23 protein-coding genes are annotated in these 26,423 nt (G+C 60.3%); 14 read left to right on the top strand and 9 right to left on the bottom strand.

Translation table 11 applies throughout. The annotated features are described in order from the left end of the window. Positions 1–21 precede the first annotated feature (21 nt). Positions 22–492, bottom strand: coding sequence for a GNAT family N-acetyltransferase (locus tag ACO6TG_RS23405; RefSeq protein ID WP_422375394.1), 471 nt, complete (start codon positions 490–492; stop codon positions 22–24). A gap of 7 nt (positions 493–499) precedes the next feature. Further along, positions 500–2,101, bottom strand: a complete 1,602-nt coding sequence (locus ACO6TG_RS23400; RefSeq protein ID WP_422375393.1) for a peptide chain release factor 3 — start codon at positions 2,099–2,101, stop codon at positions 500–502. A gap of 215 nt (positions 2,102–2,316) precedes the next feature. Here ACO6TG_RS23400 and ACO6TG_RS23395 point away from each other — a divergent pair, with 215 nt between their 5' ends. Beyond that, complete coding sequence (locus tag ACO6TG_RS23395) at positions 2,317–2,835, top strand: DUF2585 domain-containing protein (protein WP_422378942.1); 519 nt, start codon at positions 2,317–2,319, stop codon at positions 2,833–2,835. A 766-nt stretch (positions 2,836–3,601) separates the two neighbouring features. Here ACO6TG_RS23395 and ACO6TG_RS23390 read toward each other — a convergent pair. The 3 genes from ACO6TG_RS23390 to ACO6TG_RS23380 form a co-directional block, all read right to left on the bottom strand. After that, positions 3,602–5,218, bottom strand: coding sequence for a di-heme oxidoredictase family protein (locus ACO6TG_RS23390; protein WP_422375392.1), 1,617 nt, complete (start codon positions 5,216–5,218; stop codon positions 3,602–3,604). 290 nt (positions 5,219–5,508) lie between these two features. Beyond that, entirely contained in the window at positions 5,509–6,183 is a 675-nt protein-coding gene (locus ACO6TG_RS23385; RefSeq protein WP_422375391.1) for a GntR family transcriptional regulator, read from the bottom strand. After that, entirely contained in the window at positions 6,176–7,213 is a 1,038-nt protein-coding gene (locus ACO6TG_RS23380; protein WP_422375390.1) for a Gfo/Idh/MocA family protein, read from the bottom strand. The genes ACO6TG_RS23385 and ACO6TG_RS23380 overlap by 8 nt, the downstream gene beginning before the upstream one ends. Before the next feature lie 184 nt (positions 7,214–7,397). Between ACO6TG_RS23380 and ACO6TG_RS23375 the strand changes: the two genes are divergently transcribed. The 8 genes from ACO6TG_RS23375 to ACO6TG_RS23340 all read left to right on the top strand — a co-directional run bounded on the left by ACO6TG_RS23375 (position 7,398) and on the right by ACO6TG_RS23340 (position 14,387). Beyond that, the gene (locus ACO6TG_RS23375) at positions 7,398–8,411 is read left to right on the top strand and encodes a TRAP transporter substrate-binding protein (protein ID WP_422375389.1); all 1,014 of its coding nucleotides are present in this window, start codon (positions 7,398–7,400) and stop codon (positions 8,409–8,411) included. A 67-nt stretch (positions 8,412–8,478) separates the two neighbouring features. Continuing rightward, positions 8,479–9,009: a TRAP transporter small permease gene (locus ACO6TG_RS23370; protein WP_094069761.1), complete on the top strand. Its 531-nt coding sequence runs from the start codon at positions 8,479–8,481 to the stop codon at positions 9,007–9,009. After that, the gene (locus ACO6TG_RS23365) at positions 9,006–10,289 is read left to right on the top strand and encodes a TRAP transporter large permease (RefSeq protein ID WP_422375388.1); all 1,284 of its coding nucleotides are present in this window, start codon (positions 9,006–9,008) and stop codon (positions 10,287–10,289) included. The genes ACO6TG_RS23370 and ACO6TG_RS23365 overlap by 4 nt, the downstream gene beginning before the upstream one ends. A gap of 14 nt (positions 10,290–10,303) precedes the next feature. Further along, complete coding sequence (locus ACO6TG_RS23360; protein ID WP_422375387.1) at positions 10,304–10,594, top strand: putative quinol monooxygenase; 291 nt, start codon at positions 10,304–10,306, stop codon at positions 10,592–10,594. Beyond that, complete coding sequence (locus ACO6TG_RS23355; RefSeq protein WP_422375386.1) at positions 10,591–11,388, top strand: N-acyl homoserine lactonase family protein; 798 nt, start codon at positions 10,591–10,593, stop codon at positions 11,386–11,388. The genes ACO6TG_RS23360 and ACO6TG_RS23355 overlap by 4 nt, the downstream gene beginning before the upstream one ends. After that, positions 11,385–12,617 (top strand): 3-oxo-tetronate kinase, encoded by a 1,233-nt coding sequence (gene otnK, locus ACO6TG_RS23350; RefSeq protein ID WP_422375385.1) that lies wholly within the window; start codon positions 11,385–11,387, stop codon positions 12,615–12,617. Before ACO6TG_RS23355 ends, otnK begins: the two co-directional genes overlap by 4 nt. Beyond that, positions 12,614–13,261 (top strand): 3-oxo-tetronate 4-phosphate decarboxylase, encoded by a 648-nt coding sequence (gene otnC / locus ACO6TG_RS23345; protein WP_422375384.1) that lies wholly within the window; start codon positions 12,614–12,616, stop codon positions 13,259–13,261. The genes otnK and otnC overlap by 4 nt, the downstream gene beginning before the upstream one ends. Before the next feature lie 10 nt (positions 13,262–13,271). After that, complete coding sequence (locus ACO6TG_RS23340; protein ID WP_422375383.1) at positions 13,272–14,387, top strand: isocitrate/isopropylmalate dehydrogenase family protein; 1,116 nt, start codon at positions 13,272–13,274, stop codon at positions 14,385–14,387. A 42-nt stretch (positions 14,388–14,429) separates the two neighbouring features. Here the strand turns inward: ACO6TG_RS23340 and ACO6TG_RS23335 are convergent, their stop codons facing one another. Then, positions 14,430–15,464: a LacI family DNA-binding transcriptional regulator gene (locus ACO6TG_RS23335; RefSeq protein ID WP_422375382.1), complete on the bottom strand. Its 1,035-nt coding sequence runs from the start codon at positions 15,462–15,464 to the stop codon at positions 14,430–14,432. A 203-nt stretch (positions 15,465–15,667) separates the two neighbouring features. On the opposite strand from ACO6TG_RS23335, the gene ACO6TG_RS23330 reads away from it, so the two are divergent. The 5 genes from ACO6TG_RS23330 (at position 15,668) to ACO6TG_RS23310 (ending at position 22,028) form a co-directional block, all read left to right on the top strand. Further along, entirely contained in the window at positions 15,668–17,191 is a 1,524-nt protein-coding gene (locus ACO6TG_RS23330) for a sugar ABC transporter ATP-binding protein (RefSeq protein WP_422375381.1), read from the top strand. A 2-nt stretch (positions 17,192–17,193) separates the two neighbouring features. Beyond that, on the top strand, positions 17,194–18,210 hold the full coding sequence (locus ACO6TG_RS23325) for an ABC transporter permease (RefSeq protein WP_422378941.1): 1,017 nt from the start codon (positions 17,194–17,196) through the stop codon (positions 18,208–18,210). Between the two features lie 108 nt (positions 18,211–18,318). Beyond that, positions 18,319–19,275: a substrate-binding domain-containing protein gene (locus ACO6TG_RS23320; RefSeq protein WP_422375380.1), complete on the top strand. Its 957-nt coding sequence runs from the start codon at positions 18,319–18,321 to the stop codon at positions 19,273–19,275. Positions 19,276–19,361: 86 nt separating this feature from the next. Then, positions 19,362–20,417 carry a sugar phosphate isomerase/epimerase family protein gene (locus tag ACO6TG_RS23315; protein WP_422375379.1) on the top strand — a complete coding sequence of 352 codons (1,056 nt, stop codon included), beginning with the start codon at positions 19,362–19,364 and terminating at the stop codon, positions 20,415–20,417. 450 nt (positions 20,418–20,867) lie between these two features. Then, positions 20,868–22,028 carry a Gfo/Idh/MocA family protein gene (locus tag ACO6TG_RS23310; protein WP_422375378.1) on the top strand — a complete coding sequence of 387 codons (1,161 nt, stop codon included), beginning with the start codon at positions 20,868–20,870 and terminating at the stop codon, positions 22,026–22,028. Between the two features lie 175 nt (positions 22,029–22,203). Here ACO6TG_RS23310 and ACO6TG_RS23305 read toward each other — a convergent pair whose 3' ends face one another. The 3 genes from ACO6TG_RS23305 to araD are packed head-to-tail and all read right to left on the bottom strand — an operon-like array spanning position 22,204 to position 26,422. Beyond that, positions 22,204–23,712, bottom strand: coding sequence for an aldehyde dehydrogenase (NADP(+)) (locus ACO6TG_RS23305; protein ID WP_422375377.1), 1,509 nt, complete (start codon positions 23,710–23,712; stop codon positions 22,204–22,206). A 44-nt stretch (positions 23,713–23,756) separates the two neighbouring features. Then, the gene (locus ACO6TG_RS23300) at positions 23,757–24,680 is read right to left on the bottom strand and encodes a Gfo/Idh/MocA family protein (protein WP_422375376.1); all 924 of its coding nucleotides are present in this window, start codon (positions 24,678–24,680) and stop codon (positions 23,757–23,759) included. Further along, positions 24,680–26,422: an L-arabinonate dehydratase gene (gene araD, locus ACO6TG_RS23295; RefSeq protein WP_422375375.1), complete on the bottom strand. Its 1,743-nt coding sequence runs from the start codon at positions 26,420–26,422 to the stop codon at positions 24,680–24,682. Before araD ends, ACO6TG_RS23300 begins: the two co-directional genes overlap by 1 nt. Position 26,423 lies beyond the last annotated feature (1 nt).

Below are 26,423 nucleotides of genomic sequence, written 5' to 3'. Positions count from 1 at the left end.
GGAAAATGTCGTTCAATAGGGTCAGGGAAGCTCTGGAAACCGTTTTGCCATCTCAGACGTCTGCGCCCAGCCGTCTCTTTCGTAAATCGGCCGCGCCTGCCGGGTGGCGTGCAGAATGGCAAATGCAAGACCCCGGCGACTGAACTCGGCCTCCGCTTCCGCCATCAGGCGTTTGGCAATGCCCTGCCCGCGCCTGTCCGGCTCGACAAAAAGATTGAGCACATAGCCGCGCCGCGCCTGATCCGGATGGAGCGGATGCGGCGGCCAGGCAATTTCCATGAGCCCGATGCCACCGACTGCCTGGCCTTGAACCTCGGCAATGAAGCCGAAATAGCTGCCGTCGCCAAGGCTCATTTCCTGCCAGTCCCGGTAAGGGTCGGCCATGGAGTCAAGAACGTCTTCCCCATGGCCCGCAGACCGGAACATCTCTTCCCGGTAACGACAAACGAGATCGAGATCGCTGGGTGCAACCGGGCGAAGAGACAACGACATGAGCGGCCTAGGCCTCGTAGACGATCTCGCGGGTTTCGCGGAAGGTCACATCCGGGAATTTCTCGGTGACATGGCCGACTTCCCAGGCGTTCTTGAACAGGAACACCGGTTTGTCGTCGCGGTCATTGGCGATCGACATGCGATGCCCTTCCAGCATTTTCTGCAGGGTCTGGCTGTCGGTCTCGATCCAGCGCGCCGTGGTATAGGGCACGGCCTCAAAGCCGATCTCGGTGCCGTATTCCGCTTTCAGCCGGTCGACAACCACGTCGAGCTGCAGGGCGCCGACAACGCCGACGATCCAGTTGGAGCCAAGATCCGGTTTGAAGATCTGAACCAGACCTTCTTCGGCCAGGTCCTGCAGTCCCTGGCGCATCTGCTTGACACGCATGGTGTCGGAGAGACGCACGCGGCGCAGGATTTCCGGGGCGAAGGCAGGCAGGCCGGTCACGTGAATGTTCTCGCCTTCCGTCAGCGTATCGCCGACGCGAAGCTGGCCGTGGTTGGGCACGCCGATGACATCGCCCGGATAGGCGAGATCGGCAATCTCGCGCTCTTCGGCGAAGAAGAAGATCGGCGCAGAAACGGCGATCTGCTTGCCGGCACGCACATGTTTCAGCTTCATGCCGCGCTTGAACGTGCCGGAGCACAGGCGCATGAAGGCAATCCGGTCGCGGTGCTTCGGGTCCATGTTGGCCTGGACCTTGAAGACAAAGCCGGTGACCTTGTCCTCTTCCGGCATGATCGTGCGCCCGCCTGTGGCCGGTTGGGAATGCGGCGGCGGTGCGAATTCGGCGATGAAGTCGAGGATTTCCTCGATGCCGTAATCGCGCAGGGCAGACCCGAAAAAGACCGGTGTCAGGTGACCTTCCAGGAAGCTTTCCCTATCGAACTCGGTGTAACCTTCCGCGCCCAGTTCCACATTCTCGGTGAGTTCGTCCATGATGCGGTCGAAGACCGTGCCGGTCAGGATCTCGTCGTCGAGGCCGGAGACTTCCTTGGTCTCGGCAAAGGGGCCCCCGCGCTCACCTTCCGAGGTGTGGAACTTCTTGTTCTGCCAGTCATAGACGCCGAAGAAATCGGAGCCCATGCCGACCGGCCAGGTCTGCGGGCAGACATCCAGCGCCAGGGCTTCCTGGACCTCGTCGAGGATTTCCAGGGCGTGACGGCCTTCGCGGTCGATCTTGTTGACGAAGGTAATGATCGGAATGTCGCGCAGGCGGCAGACTTCGAACAGCTTGCGGGTCTGGGTCTCGATGCCCTTGGCGGCATCGATCACCATGATGGCCGCATCAACGGCGGTCAGCGTGCGGTAGGTGTCTTCGGAAAAGTCTTCGTGGCCCGGCGTATCGAGCAGATTGTAGACAATGCCCTTGCGCTCGAAGGTCATGACCGACGAGGAGACGGAAATGCCGCGTTCCTGCTCGATCTTCATCCAGTCGGAGCGGGCGCGACGGCGTTCGCCGCGGGCACGGACCTGACCGGCCGCCCGGATGGCACCACCCGACAGGAGCAGCTTTTCCGTCAGCGTGGTCTTACCGGCATCCGGGTGGGAAATGATCGCAAAGGTGCGCCGGGCCTGGTAGGGCGCAACACCGTTCTGACTGGCCATAAAGATCTCCTGATCCGCCGGTCCGGCGAGGCTGCGCCAACGCCGCGGAAAACCCGGTGCGCGCCTTCACTCACAAAAGCCGGACGGATTGATGTTTCGTTGGCGCAAGGTCATAGAGAGAATCCTGCTAAATTTCCACCCCAGAATCACCTTTGCCCACCCATGCCCGGGAGATCTTCGTGAGCCACAGCAAATGCCTGATCATCGGCATCCTCATGATTGCCGCCACCGCTGCCATTCTTCTGGCCATGGGGCGGATCCCGATCTGTGACTGCGGCTATGTGCTTTTGTGGACCCCGGCTGATGATCTGGCAGGGTCCTCGCAGCACATCGCCGACTGGTACACGTTTTCGCATATCATTCACGGCTTCATCTTCTACTGGGTGCTGTGGCTCGCCTTCCGGCGGCACTCCGTCTGCGAACGGGCGCTCGGGGCGGTCTTCATCGAGGCCGCCTGGGAAGTTGCGGAAAACAGCCCGTGGATCATCGACCGCTACCGGGAGGCCACCATCGCCGTCGGCTATACCGGCGACAGCGTGCTCAACTCGGTTTTCGACATCGTCTGGATGCTCGCCGGCTTCTTCTTCGCCTGGCGCATGCCGGTCTGGGTGACCGTTCTGACGGCCATCGTCTTTGAATTGCTGGCGCTCTGGGTGATCCGGGACAATCTCACGCTGAACGTTCTGATGCTTCTCTATCCGGTGGAGGCGATCAAGGTCTGGCAAGGCGGATAGGAGGTCTTACAAGTTCCCCTGTCGTGGCAACCTCACTGTTGTCATCCCGGCCAAGCGCAGCGCGCGCCGGGACCCAGTAGACGCCCGGCGACCGTGTTGGACGTCCAACGGCAAATACAGGTGGTTACTGGGTCCCCGCCTTCGCGGGGATGACAAAGGAGGGGTCGGGGCAAGCCGCAAGCCTCTTTGTAAGCAACTTTCGTTTGGTCGCGCAAATCGGTACACGAGAGAGCCCGTACTTCCTGCCCACCCTTGTCATCCCGGCCAAGCGCAGCGCGAGCCGGGACCCAGTAAACGCCCGTCGCTCCCGTTGGACGTCCCACGGCAAACCCAGATGGTTACTGGGTCCCCGCCTTCGCGGGGATGACAAAGGAGGGGTTTCAGCCCCTCTTTTCTTCGTCATTGCAGGACTTGATCCTGCAATCCATGCCGTGACCGATCTTCGAAACACAGCCTGGCAGTCAAAGGGCCTCAACGGCATGGATCCCATGATCAAGCCATGGGATGACGGCGACAAGGGTGGAAAAGCCGGTTTTCCAAAAGCCGGCCCTCTCCCCGGGTCTAGGGCTTGCCCGAAGGAGGGGATGAGCCCCTCTTTTCTTCGTCATTGCAGGACTTGATCCTGCAATCCATGCCGTGACCGATCTTCGAAACACAGCCTGGCAGTCAACTCACCTGAACGGCAGGGTTCCCATGGTCAAGCCATGGGATGACGGCGACCAGGATGGAAAAGGCCGGTTTTCGAAAACCGGCCTTTTCCACGGGTCTAGGGCTTGACCGGAGGCAAGACGTCAACCGTCAGTGACGCCCTGCGCATGGTTGCCGGCTCGGCGGCCGCGTTGCCGGCGTGATCTTCTTCCTCGTCTTCAGGGTCCAGATCAATGAGGATCAGGTTTTCAAGGAAGGCGATCAACGCTGCGCGGTCGCTTTCCTCCAGCGCTTCATATGCCAAACGACTGGCTTCTGCTTCACCGCCATGGGCCAGAATGGCCTCCTCCAGCGTGGTCGCGTTGCCATCATGAAGCCAGGGGCCGGTGGAGCCGACACCCGCCAGTGACGCCGTCGGCCAGACGGAGGCGCCAAAGCCGTGCACATCGACCGCATCGGCAAGCTTCGGGCCCATATCGTGACGCTTGAAGTCCGAATACCAGGCGATCAGAGCCGAGCCGTTCTCGTCCGTCGGAAAAGCACCCAGATTGACCGTTTTGCCGCCGATCTCGACATGGTTGTTGGGCACGTCCTTGGTCAGGTCAAACCAGATGGCAGTGTCGCCTGACAGCCCCGCGTCCAGCGCCTTTTGTCCGGAGGGCAGGATGTCCTCGCGAAACCCCTCCTGCAGGCTCGGTTCGCTGAAGAGCGGCGTAGACACCTTCATCACCGGAAGGTGGCAGCCGGTGCATTTGGCCTCCGCCAGAACCTTCTCACCACGTTCGATGCGGGCTTTCTCGTCGGGCTCAAGGGACAGAATGCCCTTTTCATGCAGTTCCAGTTTCGAGACCGGCCGCTCCAGCGCCGCCATGTAGATAGAAAGCGCCGTCAGGTCACCGACCGTAAGCTCTCCGGTCACCCCGTCATGATCACCGTCATGACTGCCCACAAGCTCATCAGCCTGCATGCCGAGCTCGTTGTGAGCCGCATGGCGTGTGAAGGCGCGGATCGTGGCATGCGTGCCCTTCCAGCCAAACATCTTCACGACCAAGTCTTCGTCAACGCCCTCGACCGCCGTCCGGTCATAATCGGCAATGCAGATGCCGGATTGAGGATCGCGCATGGGATGGGCCGACAGCGTGCCGAAGCTGACCGATTTGGCATGCAGCTCGATCGTCGCGCTTTGATTGAGCGTGCAGACTTCCTGTTCAAGCTTGGCTTCCTGCGCCTTCAGGCTTTCCGTCATTTCCTCCGCGATACGCTGCACGGCGCCAAGCGCGAAGAGATGCGGCGTGTTTCTGTGAAGATATCTGGACGGATCACCCATATGCAGCGGGTCGACCACGCCATTGAGAGGGTTGGACCCGGCGCCGTTGGCATAGGGCGCGGAATGGCACGAGATGCAGGATTGGGCGACGGGGCCGGTCTCGCGCCGGGGCAGATGGGTGGTCCATTCTCCGAAGGCCTTGAGGTCTGCGCGCGGCATGCGCGTGAACCGGCGGCCATCCTGGCTGACCTTGGCCCCGACCCCCCTTTGCGCGGAGAAAGAGGCTTCGGTCAGTTCGTCCCCGGCCTCAAAGGCCTCGATGAACGCTGCCTGGGGGTCTTCCTGAACAAGCGCGTTGAGATGGCCTTGTTCCACTGGCTCCGGTTCCTCCGCAAACCCCGTCCCCGACAGGCCGCAGGTCAAGATCGCACACAGAATTCCGAGCTGGCTTTTTGCTGGCAAAAACATGATTCCCGCCCTTTTGTTTTCATTTCCAGAAGTAAGGGAGATCACGATTATGTGATATTTAGGCAAAAAGAGGGAGAAAAAACTTTTATTACTTTTTCAATACTTCGAGGAATAAACCTGAGTTATACGTGTTGTGCAGATGGCGGAGTTTATTTCTGGAAGAACCAGAAACAAGCCAGAAGAGCGCCAGTCTTTCGCGCACCCGACTGTTTGACGGCCGGCGGTTTGCTGTGCGCGTTGGGATGCAAGTCCCGGGGCACTTTTCGGCAGCGGAACGCCGAACGACCCGGTCAGAGCTGAAACAGCTTGTGTTTCTTCAAAAGCTCAATCAGCACTTCACGGGCATGCTGGCGGTGGCTTCTGTGGCAGTTCCGCGCCCTTTCAGAATCACCCTTGCTGATGGCGTCATAAACCGCCCGGTGGTCCTCGTTGGACTTGACCGGAAGCGGCCGGATGTAAAGTGTCATGGCGCGGGCACGGCGAACCTGATTGGCCATCATCGACACGATGGACTGGACACGCGAATTGCCACCGAGACGGACCAGTTCCGCATGAAACGCATCATCGGCCAGTGCCCAGGCTTCCCGGTCTTCCCGCTTCAGCGCATCTTCCATCGACTCGATAGACTGCTTCAGCGCCGACAGGTCGTCATCGGCATAGCCCTTTTCGGCCGCCTCCTCGGCGGCCAGCGCTTCCAGCTCGGTCAGGACGGCATAGATCTCTTCCATGTCTGTCAGGGACAGGGTCGCGATCCGAACGCCCTTGCGCGGCCGGACTTCCAGAAGCCCCTGCTGGGCCAGCATCAAGGTGGCTTCGCGCACCGGTGTACGCGACATGCCGAGCCGGTCGGCCAGTTCGCTTTCCAGGTGATCGGACCCGGCAGCCAGTTCACCGTCAAAGATCAGCTGGCGAATCTGTTCCATCGCCTGCGTGGTGATGGTTTTCTGTTTTGGCGCTTCAAGCATGGCCAAGCTCCCGGATTTTCCGTCCCAAACTGTCCGACTCGTAGATTGCCTGTTCGATGGCGATCACCTTGAGATAGTCCCGCGCCTCGTTCTCCAGCGGTTTCCCGTCGAGCAGTCCGTCAATCACATGGCTTATCAGATTCTTGACGCAGTCACCGCCAAAGCCGGACCAGTCCTGCGCCGCCAGCAGGACCGTGGTCTCCCGGTCGCCGAAATGGCGAACGTGAACGGAGCCATCTCCCTTGAGCATCAACGTACCCCTGGTGCCTTCAACCAGCGCCTCTCCCAGTGTCGTCCGGCAGTTTTCGGCGGCATGATCCAGCAGCCGGTTGCCATCGAAAAGTGCGCGCACGCCATTGTCATAGTCGAAGATGAAGTAACCGGCGTCTTCTCCCTTGATCACGGGATTGAGTTTGCGCAGATCGGCGTATACGGCGTCCGGCTCGCCGAGCAGATAGCGGAACGTATCGATCCAGTGCACGCCGGTTTCGTGAATCAGCAGTTTCGGCATTTCCTGGAAATAGGGCTGCCGGTCGAGATAGGCCCCCGGTCCCTGCCCGTCACCGGTGCGCAGGCGGAAGGTCAGCTGTAACAGATCTCCGATCAGTCGCCGGTCCAGGGCCTGGCGGATGGTCCGGTACCAGGGCTGGAACCGGAAGTTCTCGTGAATGACGACGGTGACACCGGCCGCTTCGGCGATTTCCGTCACGGTCATGGCCTCTTCCAGGGACGTGCAGAACGGTTTCTGGCAGATAATGGCCTTCACGCCATGATCGATGGCCTGGCAGATCGCGGCCCTGTGTGTCGCGGGCGGCGTGATGATGTCAAGCAGATCGGGCTTCGCCATTTTCAGCATGCAGTCCAGCTCGCCGAACGCAGTCAATCCGGTCGCCTTGGCCTTTTCACGGTCGTTGTCGCACGCCCCGACGAGGCGCACACGATCGCAACGCCGCCAGGCGTCATAGTGGAACTGCGCGAAATATCCGGCCCCGAGACAGGCAACCCGCAAGGTGTCCGCGCCGTTTTTCATCTCTTCCCAAACTCCTGATCCAACGCCGCCTTGCAGCTTAGCCCGCGTGTTGCGCCTGGTCTCCGGCGAACAATGGATTTTTTGATAGTCGACATTCGCCAAGTTGACAAGGGATTGATTTGCGTATACGCAATCGAATGTGTAAATCGATACGGCCTTGGAGCGGCCGTGGGAGGAGACCGAAATGCTTGACAAGAAATCACTCAACCGCCTGCTTTTGAGCGCGGCGATCCTGGCCGCCGGCATCGGAGGCGCCGAAGCCGCCGAAACGCTGCGCTTCAGCCACACGGACAATCCCGGCGGCTCCCGCCAGGCGGCAGCCGAGGTGTTTGCTGAAAAAGTCGCCGAGTACACGGATGGGCGCTATGAAGTGCAGATCTTCCCGTCCGGCCAGCTGGCCAACGACCCGAAGGCGATTGAGCTTCTGCAGCTCGGCGGTGTCGATTTCACCGTGTCCGCAACCGGCAGTTATGCAACCCACCTGCCCTCGTTGAACCTGACGGCCATGCCGTTCCTGGTCGACACCTACGAGCAGGGCTGGGAGCTTTACGACAATTCCGATTGGCTTCAGGGCGAATTCGACAAGCTTCCGGAAAAAGGGTTCCGGGTTCTGAGCACCTGGGAAGCCGGTTTCCGCAGCTTCACCACCAATGAACCTCTGGCGTCTCCGACAGACGCGGAATCCATGAAGATGCGGGTTTTCCCGAACGACATGATCCGCTGGTCAATGGAAGCCATCGGTTTCCAGACCGTCGTCATGCCCATCACCGACGTCTACATCTCGATCCAGCAGGGCATTGTCAACGGCCAGGAAAACCCGGTCGACACCATCAAGTCCCTGCGCTTTTACGAAGTCGCGCCGAACATCACCCTGACCCGGCATGTCTACAGCCCGCTGCCGCTGACAATTGCGGAAAAAACCTGGCAGTCCTTCTCTGATGAGGACAAGGAAGCCGTTCTGAAAGCGGCCGCTGAATCCGCAGCTTTCAGCCGTGACCTCGTCAAGAGCTCCGTCGACAGCCAGCTGACCGAAATGCAGGAAGCCGGCGCAACCGTCAGCGTTCCGGAGATCGGACCGTTCCGCGAGGCCGTCCAACCGGTCTACGCCAAGGCCAAGGATGTCTATGGCGCCGAAGCCGTCGACAAGATCCTCGCAGATGCCGCTGCCATCCGCGAAAAACTCCCGGCTCAGAACTGATCAAGCATTCTGAGTGAACCTAGCCGGAACCTTCGGGTTCCGGCCCTTTCTTAAAAAGAGAAGAGCCTTGGATTACCGAGAGCATTATCCGGCTGCGCTGCGCTGGCTCAGCCACATGGTCGACTTTTGCCTGGCGCTTGGCGGCTTTGCCATCGTGGCCCTGGTGTTCTGCAACGCTTCGCTGCGCGGTTTTGCCGGCTTCGACCTTGCCTGGTCACTTGAGGTCACCAGTTTCCTGCTGCTGTGGAGCACATTCTTCGGCTGTGCGGCCGCGATCGCACGCGGCGCCCATATGCGGGTCACCGAAGTTGTCGAGAAGCTGATACCGCATACCGGACAGCGGATCCTGTCCATCGGGATCGACGTCATCATCGCCGTTCTGCTGATCAGCCTGATCTATACCGGCTACAACATCTCCGCCCACACCTGGGCGCAGAAAACCACCGTGCTCTACTGGCCGGTCGGATTGCTGTACGCCTCCATGCCCGCCGGCATGACCCTGTCGCTGATCTTCCACCTTTACAACATGGTGTATGACATCAAGAACCCTGTCGTGCCCCATGCCACCCATTCCGATGGCGGCGAGGCCCTGTCATGATCCTGCTCTTTGTCGTTGCGGTCTTTCTGACCTCTGTCTTTCTCGGCATTCCCCTGGTCTGGGCAATCCTGATCACGGCCGTCTTGCCAATTATCGTCTTCGATCTCGGCTACCCGCTGCAGGCGCTTTTCCTGAATTTCATCGGCGGGGTCGAACCGAACCACTTTCTTGCAATCCCGCTCTTCATCGTTGCCGGTGAAATGATGAGCCGCGGCGGGGTCGGCCTGCGCATCATCGGCTTCGCGCGTGCCGCTTTCGGCTTCATGGCCGGCGGGCTCGGCATGGTCGTTGTCGGCGCTTCCATGATTTTCGGCGGCATCTCCGGCTCTGCCATTGCAGATAGCGCCGCCATCGGCTCGGTGATGATCAAGAACATGTCCCGCGAGGGATACAACACCGCATTCGCGGCCGGGCTTGTCGCAGCCGCCGGGACCATCGGCATCATCATCCCACCATCGATCCCGATGCTCATCTACGGTTTTGTCGGCAATGTCTCGGTCGCGGACCTGTTTATCGCCGGCATGGTTCCCGGCGTGCTCTTCGGCGCCATGTTCATGGCCGTTTGCTACTATGTCGGCAAATCGACCAATTGCGACCCGGGCGGACGGACCACGACTTTCAAGGAACTGACCAGTTCCTTCATCGGCACGGCTCCGGCACTGTTCATGCCGGTCGTCATCCTGGGCGGCATCTTCACCGGCTGGGTTACCCCGACCGAAGCCGCCGCCCTCGCAGTGGTCTACGGTCTTTTCGTGACCACCGTGATCTACCGGGACTTCAAACTGAAGGACCTGCCGAGGCTTCTGATCGACAGTTTCGTCACCAGCGCCGTCGTGATGGTCGTAATCGGTGCAACCACCGTTCTCGGCTGGCTGATCACCCTGGAGCAGATGCCGCAGATCCTGGTCGGCTTCGTGCAGGACTTTTCCTCCAGTCCCTGGATGTTCCTGCTGCTGGTCAACATCGTCCTTCTGGTGCTCGGCCTGGTGCTGGATCCGGTGCCGGCGATCCTTCTGACCGCCCCGCTGTTCCTGCCGACCGCCCAGGCCTTCGGTGTTGATCCGGTCCATCTCGGCGTAATCATGACCTGTAACGTTGCCGTCGGCCTGTTCACGCCACCGGTCGGAGCAACGCTCTATGTCGCGTCCCGGATCTCGGGCGTCGGGGTGCTCTCGATCGCCCGGAAAATGGCCCTGCTTTACGCAGCCGCCATCGCAGCCCTGCTCGCCGTCACTTACTTCCCCATCGTTTCCATGGGTATGGTGCATCTGTTCCGGTGAGGAGAAAGCAAGAGATGTTCGCAGTCACAGTGCTGTTTCAGATCAAGGAGGGGCAGATGGATGCCTTCATGCCCCTCATGATCGACAACGCCAAGGCCTCCCTGCGTTTGGAGCCCGGTTGCCGGCAATTCGATGTCTGCCGCGATGCGGCCAGACCTCACGAAGTCTTTCTCTACGAGATCTATGATGACGAAGCGGCCTTCAAGGCCCATCTTCAAACGGCACATTTCCTGAGCTTTGATGCCGCCGTTGCCGACATGATCCGGGAAAAGACGGTCCGCACATATTTGCAGGTAGCCCAATGACACCCTGGGAAGTTTTTGCAGTCAAATATGCAGACCGGAATGCGCGCACGCGCAAGGACAGCTTTCTGTTCGATGACAATCACGACCAGCCCCATGACATGGACTACTTCATGTGGGTTCTTCGCCGGGGCAGCGACATCCTCCTGGTCGACACGGGATATGACAGCGAGGAGGGCGACCGGCGCGGCCGGCCCATCCGGCTGAACCCTGTGGAAGCGCTGGCGCCTCTCGGCCTCCAGCCGGAGGATATTGGCACCATCATCGTCACGCATCTTCACTATGACCATGCTGGTGGCCTGAAGCACTTTCCCAATGCGACCATTCACCTGCAAGCAGCAGAAATGGCCTTCGCAACAGGGCCCTGCATGTGCCACGGCACGCTCAATGCCCCTTTCACGGCCGACCATGTCTGCGAGGCCGTGCAACGACTTTATTCGGGCCGCGTCGTCTTTCATGACGGCGATGGGGAAGTTCGTGAAGGCGTTACCGTGCACAGGACCGGCGGTCACAGCAAGGGCCTTCAGGTCGTGCGTGTGCTGACTGAAGCAGGCTGGATGTGCCTTGCGTCCGATGCCTCGCATTACTACGAGAATTTTCTGAAAGGAAAACCTTTCCCGATTGTCGTCGACCTGGACGACATGTTCAGCGGATTTTCGATCATCCAGTCCCTTGCCAGTTCGAAAGACCTGGTCATTCCGGGGCACGACCCCCTGGTGCGTGAGCTTTTTCCCTCACACGGCCCGGATCACATTGTCCGGCTGGACCGCGGACCGCTGAAAGGGATCGGATCATGAAACTCGGTGTCATAGCCGATGACTTCACCGGCGCGTCCGACATTGCCCTGATGCTGTCGGAAGGTGGCATGCCGTCCGTCCAGTATGTCGGAATTCCGGACCATCCGTCCGGACACGGTGTTGAGGCCGGCATCATCAGCCTGAAGTCGCGTACGGAACCGGCGCGCGATGCGATAACCCAATCGCTCAAGGCCTGCGACTGGTTGCTTGATCAGGGCTGTACGCAGATTGTCTTCAAGATCTGCTCGACATTCGATTCCACGGACAAGGGCAATGTCGGCCCGGTGACCGAAGCCCTCGCTGACCGGCTCGGCGAGACAAATGTTCTCGTCTGTCCGGCCTTTCCGGAAAACGGACGCTCCGTCTATCAGGGCCACCTGTTCGTCAAGGACAGGCTTTTGAATGAAAGCGGTATGGAGAACCATCCGCTGACACCGATGCACGATCCGGATCTGCGCCGGATCCTGCAACGGCAGACCTCCTGGTCTGTCGGTCATGTGGCCATCGACGCAGTGTGGCGCGGCGCTGACGACCTGGACAGGGAGGCAAGAAAGGCAGGAAAGGCGATGATGATCGTCGACGCCATTCGCAACGACGATCTGAGAACGCTCGGACGTGCCGCCGCAGAGCGGAAACTGCTGACGGGAGGTTCCGGAATTGCGCTCGGCCTGCCGCAGAATTTCGGCTTTGAGGCCTCGAACACGGGCTGGGCTGGCGTCTCGGGCGAGGCGGTCGTTCTGTCCGGCTCCTGCTCCACCGCAACCCGGGAACAGGTTGCTGTCTACAAGGACCAGGCCCCGTCGCGAGAGCTTGTTGCCGACGACATCATCGCCGACAGACTGTCGCTGCAGGAGCTGGTCGAGTGGACCCTCAAGCAGGAGCGCCCGCCCCTTATCTATTCTTCCGCCGATCCAAAAGTCGTCTCGTTGGCACAGGAAAGGTTTGGCCGCGAACAGAGCGCTGCGGCAATCGAGCGCGTGTTTGCCAACCTGGCGGCCGCATTGTCCCAGGCAGGCGTCAAAAGGATCGTCGTTGCCGGTGGTGAAACGTCCGGTGCCGTCGTTTCCGGGTTACAGGCCAACAGTCTGGAAATCGGCCCAAGGATCGCCCCCGGCGTTCCTGCACTGAAGGTCGCCGAACGTCCGCTCGCTCTGGCGTTGAAATCCGGCAATTTCGGTGGACCGGCGTTCTTTTCCGAAGCGCTTGCGGTGCTGGAGGGCGCCCAATGAGCGAGATCGCAGACAGCCGCGAACAGATCTGCAGATTGTCGAAATCCCTGTTCGACCGCGGTCTGAGCCATGGGTCCACTGGCAATATTTCCGTACGCCTCTCGGATGGCAGTTTGCTTGTGACACCGACCGGTTCTTCGATGGGGTTTCTGCAACCGGACCGCATCAGCCACCTGTCGGCGTCGGGTGTGCTTCTTTCCGGCGATCCCCCCACAAAGGAATTGCCGCTGCACACGGCCTTTTACGAGACCCGCCAGCAGACCGGCGCAGTCGTGCATCTCCATTCCTGTCATTCCGTTGCCCTGTCGATCCTCGCAGATGTCGATCCGGACAACGTTCTGCAGCCGCTTACGGCCTACGGCATCATGTTGCTCGGCAAGGTGAAGCTGTTGCCGTTTTTCGTACCGGGCGACCCGGCAATGGGCGAGGCAGTCCGGCAGCTCGACGGCAAACGTTCTGCGGTGATCCTCGCCAATCACGGCCCGGTCGTTGCGGGCAGGGATCTGGCAACAGCGGTTAATGCCACCGAAGAGCTGGAGGCAAGCGCCCGGCTCGCCCTTTTGCTGCGCGGTGCGCCCGTAAACGCGCTGAATGCGGCCCAAACACAACAGATTGTCGACCGGTTCGACGTCGATTGGACTTAAGGATTTTCCGATGAAAATAGCCCTGATCAAAGGTGACGGTATCGGCGTCGACGTGGCCGAAGCGGCCATGACCGTTCTGGAAGCGGCTCTTGAAAAAACCGGGCAACCGCTTCCCGTCTACGATGAAATCCTGGCGGGTGCCGGCTATTTCGCAGAGACCGGCCGCGACATCGAACCTGACGGGGAAGAGCGCGCGGAAGCCGCCGACGCGATCTTTCTGGGCGCCATTGGCCTGCCGTCCATTCGACACGCGGATGGCACGGAGATCTCGCCACATCTGCGCCTGCGCGACCGGTTCGGACTTTATGCCGGTGTCCGCCCGGTCAAGGCCTATCCGAACGCGCCGCAGCGTCTTGCCGATCCCAGAGCCGCCGGTATCGACCTGGTCATCTTGCGGGAATCGACGGAAGGCCTCTTCTATTCCGCCGCCGCCCACAAGCGCAGCCTTGTGGTCAGCGATGACGAGGTCATGGATATCCTCAGGATCACCCGTGCGACCACCACCAAGCTGCACGACTTTGCCTTCCGCCTTGCTGAAAAACGCCGGGAACGCGGCCGGCCGGGCCATCTGACCTGCGTGGACAAGGCCAACGTGTTCACATCGATGGCGTTCTTCCGTCAGCTGTTCGACGAGGTGAAAACGGGCTTTCCGGGCGTGCCGGTTGGCTACAACTACGTCGACGCCATGGCGCTCGACCTGGTTCGAAAACCGTGGGACTTCGACGTGCTGGTGATGGAAAACATGTTCGGCGACATCTTGTCCGACCTGGCCGGCGGCCTCGTTGGCGGGATGGGCATGGCTGCCTGTGGCGAAATCGGCGACACGACGGGCCTGTTCCAGCCCGCTCATGGCAGTGCGCCGGACATCATGGGCGAGGACAAGGCCAATCCGCTGGCTGCCATTTTGAGCGGCGCGCTCATGCTTGACTACCTGGCGGAAAAGCTCGACAGACCGGCACTCACCGACGCTGCGGAGCTGATCAATGATGCGGTCGAAAGCGGCTTTCACGACAACGCGCTGAGGCCGATGGAATTCGGTGGTGACATGGGGACGAGAGCCGTCACCAACGAGCTGCTTGCACGGGTCACAGGTCTGGAGCATGCCCGAAAGACCCTTAGCGCGTGACTGGGAGGCGCCTATCGGGCGGGCGCCTCCTACCTCCCTCCATCAAGAGCGATTTCGCGACACGCCGGCACAGCTTTCGCGCACGATCAGGTCCCCATGCAGAAGGTGGGTCTGATTTTCGAGGCTGCGGTTGGCAAGGCGATCGAGAAGGATCGTCATCGCCTTTTCGCCGATATGGTGTCGCGGCTGACGGATCGTGGTCAGGCCCGGCGTAAAATTGTTGGCAAAGGGAATGTCGTCAAAACCGAGTACGGAGAAATCTTCCGGCACCCGATAGCCACGCAGCTGCAGGGCCGAGATGACGCCAATGGCGGTGTTGTCGTTGAAACAGAAGAAGGCCGTCGGCAGATCGTCCTTGATGAACAGCCGCTCTACGGCAGCACGCCCGCTTTCGGCAGTGCCCTCCCCCTCGACACGCCAGTCCCGCAGGGCCTCCGGTGATTCCTTCAGCCCCTGGCGGTAGCCGGAATGACGCAGGTCGCTACGCACATCCGAAGGTCCCCCCGAAATGTAGGTGATGCGCCGATGCCCCAGCGAGATCAGATACTCGGTCGCCATCTTTGAAGCGGCAACATCATCCACCCCGACATAACTCACATCCGTACGGGACAGCGGACGCTCCGTTGCAACGATGGGCGGCAAGGAGGCGAGTGGCGCCTGGGGTTCTCCGGCCACCGGAATATGCCCCGTGAGCAGCACCAGCCCATCTGCCATGCCGGTCGACAGGAAACGCATATAAGACTGCTCGATCCCGGTGGTTCCCTCCGTATTGCCGATCAGCACTCCGTAGCCCCGGTCCGCTGCTGCCTTTTCCAGCCCGGTCAGGATACCGGCAAAATTGGGATCTGCGATGGAAGACGCCAGAACCAGCACCATCTGCGACCTCTGCATACGCAGGTTCTGCGCCATCGCGTTGGCGGTGTAACCGGTTCGGGCAATCGCGGCGGTGACCTTCTTGCGCGTGCTCTCGGCGACCTTCTCCGGCGATCGCAAGGCCCGGCTGACGGTCGCGATCGACACGCCCGCAAGTCTTGCAACGTCTTCAATGGTGGCCGGCCGGTCTACCGGTTCGCTCATTTTTTCCGTCCCGCGATGGTGCAGCGCAAGACGGGAATAAAGCCCTGATTCTCAACGCCATCTACGCTGTATAGAGCGCATCGCACCTTGTGAAAAGGTTTTCACATCCAAATGTAAAGGTTTACATGATCTATGAAAACGTTTACACAAACATCATGGCGTGAATGTGGAGGAGAACATTCTCGCCCGGGAGGATTGAGAACATGAACGCGCAAGCGTCCACACCGACGGCGGTCATCGAGGCCGTCAACATCAGTAAATCTTTCGGCCCCGTCCCGGTGCTGTTCAGCGTCAGCATGGATGTGCGGTCCGGTGAGGTGCATGCGCTGATCGGCGAAAACGGCGCCGGCAAGTCGACACTGATGAAAATCCTGTCCGGCTTCCACGACCCGACCTCCGGCCAGATCCGCCTGGACGGCCAGAAGACCGCCCTGCCCCCGAACGGGGCCGCCGAAAAGCTCGGCATTGTGCTCATCCACCAGGAGCTCAACCTCGCCGAACAAATGACGGTCGAAGAAAACGTCTTCCTGGGCCGCGAAATCCGGTCCAGGGGCTTTCTCGACAAGGCCACCATGCGGGCCGCCGTTCAGACCTATCTGGACGAAATCGGTCTCGACATTGCCCCGACCGACCGTATCTCCGACCTCACCATTGCCCAGAAACAGATGGTTGAAATCGTCAAGGCTGTCAGCCGCAATGCCCGCATCCTGATCATGGACGAGCCGACCGCCGTCCTGACCGAAGAAGAAACGGAAGTCTTTTTCCGCCAGGTGGAAAAGTTGAAGGAAAGCGGTGTCGGTATCGTCTTTGTGTCGCACAAGCTCAATGAAGTGAAGGCGATCGCCGACCGGGTTACGATTTTGCGCGACGGCCAATGGATCGACACGCGCTCCTCCACCGAACTGACGCCGGACATGATGGCGCAGATGATGGTGGGCCGGGAACTCTCCGACCTTTACCCACCGATGCATGAAGCCGATGTCGATGCCCAGCTTGCGCTGGAAGTTGACAGCCTTGTTGCCCCGGGCATCGGCCCTGTCAGCTTCTCATTGCGCAAGGGAGAGATCCTTGGATTTTCCGGCCTGATCGGATCCGGGCGGACAGCCGTCTTTGAAGCAATCTGTGGCCTGAGCCCCATTGAAAGCGGCTCCGTCAGGCTGTTTGGCCGCGACACCAGCCCCCTCTCCGTCGCAGAGGCGCGGGATCTGGGCCTTGCCTATCTGACCAAGGACCGGAAAGAAAAGGGCTTGCTGCTCGACAAGAAAATGCAGCCCAACCTGACCCTGTTCGCGCTGCCGAAATTCGTGAAGAACTTCGCGCTGAACGGCAAGGCGGAAGAAGACGCTCTCAGCCGGGCCATTCGTCGCTTTGACGTCCGCTCCAAGGACCGGAACATCACGGTCGGCAAACTGTCGGGCGGCAACCAGCAGAAGCTCTTGTTGGCGAAGATCATGGAATGCGATCCCAGGATCGTCATCATCGACGAGCCGACGCGGGGCATCGATGTCGGAACCAAACAGCAGATCTATCACTTCATTGCCGCGCTCGCCGCGGAAGGCGTGTCGGTCGTCGTGATCTCTTCCGAAATGCCGGAAATCATCGGCATCTGCCACCGGGTCGTCGTGATGCGCGAAGGCCAGATCACCGGCGTCCTGACGGGCGATCACATCAACGAAAACGAAATCATGCGCTACGCCGCCGGGCTGAAACGGGAGGACCTCCATTGACCATGATGACCGCATCCAACGAGCAAGCGGCAAAGCCGGCCAAGCGGCCTTCCGTGGACTTCAAGACCATCGGGCCGGCCCTTGCCCTGTTGATCCTGTGTATCATCGGCTTCCTGCTGAATCCGGCCTTTATCAGCGAAGGCAATCTGACCAACCTGCTGACCAGGTCGGCCTTTATCGGCATCATTGCCGTCGGTGCGACTTTCGTCATCACTGCCGGTGGCATCGATCTCTCCGTCGGCTCCATGGCAGCCGCCATCGCCGGTGTCATGATCATCATCATGAACAGTGCCGTTGAAACCATGGGCACGGGTGTTCCAACCGTTCTGCTCGGCTGTGGCTGTGCCCTTGTGCTGGGTGTTGGTGCCGGCTGGATCAACGGTGCTCTGACCACCAAGGGCAAAATCGAGGCCTTTATCGTCACGCTCGGAACGATGGGCATCTACCGCTCGCTGGTGACCTATTTCGCCGATGGCGGCACACTGTCGCTCAACTTCGACATCCGGGGCACCTACCGGCCGGTCTATTACGACAGCTTTCTCGGCCTGCCTTATCCGGTCTGGGTGTTCATCGGTGTCGCCATCTGCGGCTGGCTGCTGTTGAACCGGACGGCCTTCGGCCGCTATTGCACGGCAATCGGTTCCAACGAGGCGGTCGCCAGATACTCCGCGATCAATGTCGACCGGGTGAAAACGCTCACCTATGTCATCCAGGGTCTGTGCGTCGCCTTTGCCACCATCATCTATGTACCGCGCCTTGGCTCAGCTTCTGCATCGACCGGCGTGCTGTGGGAACTGGAGGCCATCGCGGCGGTGATCATCGGCGGCACGGTCCTCAAAGGCGGCTATGGCCGGATTGGCGGCACCATCCTCGGTGCGCTGATCCTGACCACCATCGGCAACATTCTGAACTTCACCGATCTGATCTCGAACTACCTGAATGGAACCATGCAGGGCCTGATCATCATCGTTGCGGTTCTTCTGCAGCGCAGCGACTGGAAGCTCGGCAAGAGCAAGTAGGCCGCCCGCACTGAACTCAACCGAATAGGGACCCGTCCCCAAATCTGAACCGGCTCGCACCGGACGGGAGAGGTGCGTCCAAACGGAATGACATTGGAGGAGGAAACGATGTTTATGAAAAAAGCTCTGGGCGCAGTCGCCGCCGTCGGCCTGTTGGCCTTCGCCGGAACCGCAATTGCCCAGGACAAGATCAAGATCGGCGTCAGCTACCCGACACCGACCCATGCCTGGGCCGCCGGCATGAACTGGCACGCGGAACAGGCTGAAAAACGGCTCGAGAAGCTTTATCCGGATGTGGACCTGATCCTGGTCAACTCCCCGGACCCGGAAGCCCAGGCCAGTGCGCTGGAAGATCTGGTTTCCGTCCACCAGATCGATGCCCTTGTTGTTCTGCCGTTTGAATCCGAGCCGCTCACCGACCCGGTTCTGAACGTCAAGAAATCCGGTGCCTGGATCACGGTCGTTGACCGTGGTCTCAGCCAGCCGGGCATCGAAGACCTTTATGTTGCCGGCAACAACCCGGAACTCGGCCGCGTTTCCGCGCAATACATGAAGGGCCGTCTGAAGGACGGTGACAACATCGTCGTCCTGCGGGGCATTCCGACCGTGATCGACAACGAGCGTTTCGATGCGTTCATGGCGGAAATCGAGGGATCCGGCATCAATGTGCTTGACCACAAACACGCCAACTGGAACCGCGACGACGGCTTTGAAGTGATGCAGGACTTCCTGTCCCGCTTCCCGGACATCGATGCCGTCTGGGCACAGGATGACGACATTGCCATCGGTGTTGTTGCCGCCCTGAAACAGGCCGGCCGTGACGGCAACGGCATGTTTGTCGTCGGCGGCGCCGGCATGAAGGAGATCATCAAGGGCATCATGGATGGTGACGAACTGATCCCGGTCGACGTTCTTTATCCGCCGGCAATGATCGCAACCGCCATGGATGCAACGGTTCAGGCCTTCAAGTCCAACGGACCGGTGGCCGGCCGCTACATTCTCGGTGCGACGCTGATCACCAAAGAGAACGCCGAAAGCTACTACTTCCCAGACTCGCCGTTCTAAACAGCGAGCCACCTTGAGGCCGGGACTTGGTGCGATGGGACCCGGCCTCTTTTTTCCCTTCCTTGCCCATTTTCGGGAGGCACTCCATGAAAACGATAAAAGGCCCTGCCCTGTTTCTCGCCCAGTTTGCAGGGGACGAGGCCCCCTTCAACTCCTGGGCCGCGATCACGAAATGGGCGGCAGACTGCGGCTATCTCGGTGTCCAGGTGCCGAGTTGGGACGGCCGGCTGATCGATCTGGAAAAGGCGGCCAGTTCCAAAACCTATTGCGAAGAATTTGCCGGCATAGCGCAGGAGAACGGGGTTGCGATCACGGAGCTCTCGACCCATCTTCAAGGACAGCTTGTCGCCGTTCATCCGGCCTATGACACCGCGTTTGACGGATTTGCGGCCCCTCATGTGCAGGGCAATCCGGCCGCCAGGCAGGCCTGGGCGGTGGATCAGGTAAAGCTGGCGCTGGCTGCCAGCCGCAATCTCGGCATCACGGCTCACGCAACTTTTTCAGGTGCGCTGGCCTGGCCCTATCTCTATCCCTGGCCGCAACGCCCTGCAGGCCTCGTCGAGACTGCCTTTGACGAGCTGGCCAAACGCTGGCGGCCGATCCTCGACTATGCCGACGATATGGGGGTCGATGTCTGCTATGAAATTCATCCGGGCGAAGACCTGCATGACGGCATAACCTTCGAAATGTTCCTGGAGCGCGTGGAAAACCACGCCCGCTGCAAGATGCTTTACGACCCGTCCCACTACGTCCTGCAATGCCTCGACTATCTGGACAATATCGACATCTACAAGGACCGGATCGGCATGTTTCACGTCAAGGATGCCGAGTTCAACCCAACCGGACGGCAAGGCGTCTATAGCGGCTACCAGCCGTGGGTGGAGCGGGCCGGCCGGTTCCGCTCGCTCGGAGACGGTCAGGTCGATTTCGGCGCTGTCTTTTCCAAGATGACCGCCAACGACTTTGACGGCTGGGCTGTTGTGGAATGGGAATGCTGCCTGAAACACCCCGAGGACGGGGCCCGCGAAGGCGCGGCATTCGTCAGGGATCATATCATCCGCGTCACGGAAAAGGCCTTTGACGACTTTGCCGGCGGCGGCAGCGATGAGGCCGCCAACCGCAAAATGCTGGGGATCGGGTGAAGCTGAGACCAGTTTGAGACGCCGCATGCGACTATTGCATGGAAGCAACCACACTTTTCTGCCTCATCCCGAGAGCCTGGCCCAAAAGTGATGACCGGGGCGAATGCTTCACTCACATTTGTCATTCCCGCGAAAGCGGGAAACCAGGACTCCGAGAGGTAAGATCCAAATTTATAGGGCCGATTCATGAGTTTACTGGGTCCCCGCTTTCGCGGGGATGACAACCGAGAGGAGGGCGAGTTCGTGCCAGGAACGATGAAACTGCGTCCTAGAGCGCTTTCGGGCCAGACACTGAGGAGGACTGACAGGTCCGTCTCGACGGACCGGCCGCAGTCTCCGACAAAGCACCAGAGCGCTTCCTCAGGACAACGCAATTGGGTATGTAAACTCTTTATGTAATCGATTACAGTGCGTAGAACGACGCATCATCAAAGCTTCAGGAGGAACACCATGGCCATTGAAGGAAAAGACAACACGCAGACGCGCCCGATCCGGCTTGGCATGGTCGGTGGCGGCAAGGACGCTTTTATCGGCGCTGTTCATCGCATCGCCTCGCGGATCGACGGTGCCTATGAGCTTGTGGCCGGTGCGCTTTCCTCAACCCCGGAAAAGGCCTTGGAGTCCGGACGCGCGCTCGGCCTCAAGGAAGACCGGATCTATGGCTCTTTCGCAGACATGGCCAAACGGGAAGCACGGCTGAAGGACGGTATCGAGGCCGTGGCAATCGTCACGCCGAACCACATGCATTATCCCGCAGCGAAGGAATTCCTGAAACGCGGCATCCACGTCATCTGCGACAAGCCGCTGACCTCAACGCTCGCGGACGCAAAGAAATTCGTCAAGGCGGCGGAAAGTTCGGACGCCCTGTTCTTCCTGACACACAACTACACCGGGTATCCGATGGTCCGTCAGGCCCGCGAGATGGTCGCCAAGGGCGATATCGGGACGCTCCGGGTCGTCCAGGTCGAATACCCGCAGGACTGGCTCACCGTGGAACAGAACAACAAGCAGGCCGACTGGCGGACCGACCCTGCCCGGACAGGCCTCGGCGGCTCCACCGGCGATATCGGCACGCATGCCTTCAACCTGGCCGCCTTCATCACCGGAGAAACCCCGGAAAGCCTTGCTGCAGATCTGCAGTCTTTCGTGCCGGGCCGGCAAGTGGATGACAATGGTCACGTGATGCTGCGCTATGCCAGCGGCGCCCGCGGCATGCTGTGGTGTTCGCAGGTCGCGCCGGGCAACGAGAACAATCTGAAGATCCGTGTCTATGGCGACAAGGGTGGCCTGGAATGGCACCAGGAAGACCCGAACTACCTGCACTACACCCCGTTCGGCGCACCAAAACAGATCCTGACACGCGGCGGAGCCGGCATGCTGGACAGCATTGGCTCCGCAACCCGTATCCCGCCAGGCCATCCGGAAGGCTATCTGGAAGGGTTTGCCAATCTCTACAAGGACGCGGCAGAGGCGATCCGAGCGCATAGTCAGGGCAAGAACACGGAGACGCTCGTTCCCGGAATTGGCGACGGTCTGTCAGGCGTCCGCTTCATTGACGCCTGTGTGCGATCTTCTGCAAAGAACGCTGCCTGGGTAAAATTGGAGAGTTGATCTCGTCCGACAAAAAACGGGAAGCCCGGGTCTTCCGCCCGGGCTTTTTTGCTCTCGTTTTGTCATCCTGAAAAACACGCTATGGCAAAGACAACGCTCATCCTGCGACGGGCCAACAGACCCGTCTCAGGAGGATGATGTGTCTGAAGCCAAGCGGCTGGAGAATTTGACTTAATCAATCCCGAGGCAGCAGATTGTCCGGCAGGTTCTGATAGCAGACAGGGCGGAGGAAACGACGGATGGCCAGCGTACCGACCGATGTTGCACCAAAATTGGTCGAGGCCGGATAGGGCCCGCCATGAACCATGGCATCGGCCACTTCGACACCCGTCGGAAACCCGTTGGCCAGTACCCGGCCTGCCTTGCGTTCCAGAACCGGCATCATTTTACGGGCAAGATCCGTATCGCCGTCATCCATCTGCAGGGTGCAGGTGAGTTGGCCCTCCAGGCCCTTTGCGATCTCCAGAAGCTGCGTCTCATCTTTGACGCGCACAACGATGCCCAGGGGACCGAAGACCTCTTCACCGAGATCTTCATTGGTCAGCCAATTGTCGCCACTGGTCTCGAAGACATAGGGCGCTGCTTCGCGCATGTCGCAGCTGGTGCCGATCAATTCGCGCACACCGCTGGATGCAGAAATCCGCCTGGCTCCCGAACGAAAGGCGTCGGCAATGCCATCGGTTAGCATGGTCTGGGCACCGATCTCTCCAAGCGCCTCCGTCGCCGTCTTGACGAAGGCATCCGCGTCCGGTCCGTCGAATACCAGAACGATGCCCGGATTGGTGCAGAACTGCCCTGCTCCCATGGTCAAGGATCCTGCCCAGCCTTTCGCAATTGCCGCGCCGCGCGTGGCAAGCGCTTCCGGAAGCAGGAACATCGGGTTGACGGAGCCCAACTCGCCGAAGAAAGGGATCGGGACGGGGCGCTGTGCGCATAGATCAAAGAGGGCTCGGCCACCGCGCAGGGACCCGGTGAAACCGACCGCCGTAATCAGCGGGTGCTGGACAAGCAGCTGACCGACTTCATGGCCATTGCCCTGGATAAACGAAAAAACGCCCGGGTGAAGGCCGCAGGACGTCACGGCCGCCGCAATCGCCTCGGCAACGATCTCACCCGTGCCAGGATGAGCCGGGTGACCACGGACAACGACCGGGCAGCCTGCGGCCAGCGCAGAAGCCGTATCACCGCCCGCTGTAGAAAACGCCAGCGGAAAATTCGAAGCACCGAAGACGGCGACCGGCCCGATTGGGCGCTGGACCAGTTTCAGATCCGGGCGCGGCAGCGGCTGGCGGTCCGGCAGGGCTGCGTCGTGGCGCTTGTCCAGATAGTCGCCGTTCAATATGTGGCTGGCGAATAGCCGCAACTGACCGGTGGTGCGGCCGCGTTCGCCCTGAAGGCGGGCTTCAGGCAGACCGGTTTCCGCCAGGCCGATCTCGGTGATAGCCTCAGCGCGTGCCTCGATTTCATCGGCAATCGCATTGAGAAACTTCGCGCGGTCTTCCTTCGAAGAATAGCCATAGGTCCAGAACGCTTCTTCAGCAGCCCGGCAGGCAGCATCGACCTGTTCGCGCGTGCCGATCGAGAAGGCATGGGCCGTGCCTGTGGACGGCTCGGAAGTGAAGTGGCCCTCACCCGCGACCCAGTTTCCGGCAACGAGCTGTTTTCCGTGAGGCATGAATGTCATGGCAAACCTTTTGGTTTCGAAGGTGAACGTTGCCCGGGACCGAGCTAGAATTGAAAGGCGTCCGTCATGAGCCTGCGGCCCAGAGAAAAGGCGTCGCAGACATGGATCATTGGCGAGAGATCGACATCGCTCTCGCCAGCTTTCACCAGCTCCGCCATGCGGGCATAAAGATTGGCATATTCGTGGTTCGCTCCCTGTATAGCGGGTGCGCCGTCAAATTCCAGCCGTTCTCCTCCAAGGGACAGCCTTGCGCGCCCTTGATCGGTTTCGATTTCGATATCCCAGGTCTGCGGCCCTTCCTGACGCCAGTCGAATTCGGCGGTCATCACCGCCCCCGTCGGGTCGGCAAATTTCAGGTCGGCGGCAATCGGGGTAGCCCGGTTTTCGGGAAACTCCAGCGTTGCCCCGCTCAGATGCACCGGATAAGGCAGGATTTCCGTCAGGATCGACAGGGCGTTGATGCCTGGGTCGAATACGCCCATGCCGCCTGGTTCCCAGATCCATTCCTGTCCCGGGTGCCAGCGCCGCACGTCCTCCTTCCAGATTATTTTCAGGCTTTTGAGAGTGCGTTCGGCAAGAAACGCCTTCAGCGGCGGAACGGTATCGGCATAGCGGGAATGCCATGTGGCAAAAAGAGATACGCCCTGTTCCTTTGCCATCGCCTCAAGCGCAAAACATTCCGCCAGGCTCTGTCCAGGCGGTTTTTCCAGCATGACGTGTTTGCCGGCCTTGAGAGCTTTGGCGGCATAGTCGAAGCGCGGCTGTGGCGGAATGGCAAGCGAAACGACGCTGATATCGGGCCGGTTGTCCAGCAGAGCATCAATATCCTCGAAGTGGTCGATCCCCTCCACGCCCGCATGACGGCTGACCGCAGCCTCAAGCACCCAGTCAGGATCAGCGGAGATCGCGGGAATGTGTTGATCGCGAGCAATCTTGCCGATGCCCACAAGCGCCAGTTTTTCTGCCATCAATGAGAATCCTTCGGCACCGCCGAGCCGCGGCAGCCATTCAGAAAATCGAAATCGGCACCGGTGTCAGCGCCCTGGACATGATCGTGGAACAGCCGGGCGTACCCGCTTTCCGGGACGTGGTGGCTTGGAGACCAGGCTGCAAGCCGCGCGGTCAGTTCTTCGTCCGGGATGTCGAGATGGATCTTCCGGTTCGGCACGTCCAGCTCGATCATGTCGCCCGACTTCACCACCGCCAAGGGCCCACCGGCTGCGGCTTCGGGCGACGTGTGCAGCACGACTGTGCCATAGGCGGTGCCGGACATGCGCGCATCCGAAATGCGCACCATATCGGTAACGCCTTTCTTCAGCACCTTCGGCGGCAGGCCCATGTTGCCCACCTCGGACATGCCCGGGTAGCCTTTCGGGCCGCAGTTTTTCAGGACCATCACGCATGTCTCGTCAATGTCGAGCGCGTCGTCGTTGATCCGGGCCTTGTAGTCGTCAATATCCTCGAAGACGACAGCCCGCCCCCTGTGTTTCAAAAGATGCGGCGAAGCCGCGGACGGTTTCAAAACCGCGCCGCTGGGAGCAAGATTGCCCTTCAGGACCGCAATGCCACCTTGTTGCGTCAGCGCCTTGTCCACCGGAAGGATCACATCTTCATTCCAATTTCGAGCGTCCTTGACCTGCTCCCAGATCGGATCGCCTGCCACCGTGATGGCGTCCCTGTGGAGCAGGCCGGCTTCGCCCAGACGCTTGATCACCACCGGAAGGCCGCCGGCATAAAAGAACTCTTCCATCAGGTATTTTCCGGACGGCATGAGATTGACGATCGTGGGGACGTCACGTCCAAGCCGATCCCAGTCGTCCAGCGACAGATCCAGCCCCACCCTGCCGGCAATGGCCAGGAGGTGAATGACAGCATTGGTCGAGCCACCAATGGCACCATTCGTCCGGATGGCGTTCTCGAATGCCTCCCGCGTCAGGATATCGGAGGGTTTGAGATCATCCTTGACCATCTGCACGATCCGCCGGCCGGACAGATGCGCCATGACACGGCGCCGGCTGTCGACCGCCGGGATCGCGGCATTCCCGGAGAGTGCCATGCCCAGTGCCTCGGCCATCGAGGCCATGGAAGAAGCCGTGCCCATTGTGTTGCAGGTTCCGGGTGACCGGCTCATGGCGGCCTCGGCTTCCAGAAACTCTTCCTGCGTCATCTCGCCGGCCCGAACGGCTTCGGAAAACTTCCACAAATGGGTTCCCGAACCGACCCGCTCGCCCTGGAACCAGCCGTTGAGCATGGGCCCCCCCGTGACCACAATGGCAGGCAGGTCGACGGAAGCCGCCCCCATCATCAGGGCGGGCGTGGTCTTGTCACAGCCGACGAGCAGGACGACGCCATCCAGCGGCGTCGAACGGATCGCCTCTTCCACATCCATACTGGCAAGGTTGCGAAACATCATCGCTGTCGGCCGCAAGGTGCTCTCGCCTGTCGAGAAGACCGGAAACTCGACCGGAAAGCCGCCTGCTTCATAAACGCCATGCTTGACCCGTTCCGCGAGGTCCCGCAAATGGCCGTTGCAAGGTGTCAGCTGAGACCAGGTGTTGCAGATCCCAATCACCGGGCGGCCGTCGAAGAGGTCATCCGGCAGCCCCTGGTTCTTCATCCAGCTGCGATGGTAGATGTGGTCCCGGCTCGTGCCGCCGAACCATTCGGCCGAGCGCAGCTTGCGTGGCCAATCTGCCGGTTTGAACGCCATG

This window comes from Roseibium sp. (assembly GCF_965233565.1).
GTDB lineage: Bacteria > Pseudomonadota > Alphaproteobacteria > Rhizobiales > Stappiaceae > Roseibium.
This window is presented reverse-complemented; position numbering and strand designations above follow the sequence as displayed.